Genomic DNA, 1384 nt, shown 5'->3' with positions numbered 1-1384 from the left:
CCCTCGCCCCGACCGACCCACCCCTACGGCAGCCCGTCGCACACGCCGAGGACCCCACCGAGCCCGTACTGCAGGTCCTGCCGCTCGGCACCGGTCTGGTCCTCGTCGGGCTCGGTCTGGGCCTCGCCTTCGTGGGTCTGCGGATGCGGCGCGGCTAGGGCCTGTCCGGCGGATCAGGCCGGCTGAAAGAAGCAGTTCAGACCGGCCAAGCCGAGCGGGCTCTGGTGCGTGCAGCTGCAAGGCGGAGGAGGGCGTCGACGCGGAGCGTCGGCAACCGACGACAACGCCGCAGATGTGCGTGCCAGAGCCCGCGACGCCGGCATGATCCGCCGGACAGGCCCTAGGGACTGTCCGAGGGCTACGGCGTCACCAGGAGCACCTTGCCGACGTGACCGCTCTCCTCCAGTACCCGGTGTGCCTCGGCCGCGTCGTTCATCGGGACCTCGCGGTCGACGACCGGGCGTACATGGCCGGCGTCCAGCAGGGGCCAGACATGCTCGCGTACGGCCGCGACGATCGCCGCCTTCTCGCCGAGGGGACGGGCACGCAGCGAGGTCGCGCTGATGGCGCCGCGCTTGGCCAGGAGCGCGCCGATGTTGAGTTCGCCCTTGACGCCGCCCTGCATGCCGATGATGGCGAGGCGGCCGCTGACGGCGAGGGCCTGGACGTTGCGGTCGAGGTACTTGGCGCCCATGTTGTCGAGGATGACGTCGGCGCCTGCCCCGTCGGTGGCCTTCTTGAGCTCGGCGACGAAGTCCTGTTCCCGGTAGTTGACGAGGATGTCGGCGCCGAGTTCGGCGCACCGGTCGAGCTTCTCCTTGCTGCCCGCGGTGACGGCGACCTTGGCACCGACGGCCTTGGCGAGCTGGATGGCCATGGTGCCGATGCCGCTGGAACCGCCGTGTACGAGCAGGGTCTCGCCGGGGCGCAGATGGGCCACCATGAAGACGTTCGACCAGACCGTGCAGACCACCTCGGGCAGGGCGGCGGCCTGAGTGAGGCTCACGCCCTTGGGCACGGGCAGCAGTTGGCCCACCGGTACGGCGACCTTCTCGGCGTAGCCGCCGCCCGAGAGCAGCGCGCACACCTCGTCGCCGACGGCCCAGCCGGAGACTCCGGGGCCCAGCTGGGCGATCCGGCCGGAGCACTCCAGGCCCGGGTAGGGGGAGGCGCCGGGCGGCGGGTTGTAGAAGCCCTGTCGTTGCAGGATGTCGGCACGGTTGACGGCCCCGGCCACCACCTCGACCAGCACCTCGCCCTCACCGGGCACGGGATCGGGGACCTCGTCCCACACCAGCGCCTCGGGCCCACCAGGTTCGGGAATCGTGATCGCATGCATGGAACGGACGCTACTCCCCGGGCCCCAGGCCCCGACCGCCGATCC

1 protein-coding gene is annotated in these 1384 nt (G+C 71.5%); it reads right to left on the bottom strand.

Features of this window, described 5'->3' with window-relative positions:
• Positions 1–358: 358 nt before the first annotated feature.
• Positions 359–1339, bottom strand: coding sequence for an NAD(P)H-quinone oxidoreductase (locus tag L0P92_RS44395; RefSeq protein WP_234768802.1), 981 nt, complete (start codon positions 1337–1339; stop codon positions 359–361).
• Positions 1340–1384: the final 45 nt, after the last annotated feature.

It is taken from the genome of Streptomyces muensis (assembly GCF_021474425.1).
GTDB lineage: Bacteria > Actinomycetota > Actinomycetes > Streptomycetales > Streptomycetaceae > Streptomyces > Streptomyces muensis.
This window is presented reverse-complemented; position numbering and strand designations above follow the sequence as displayed.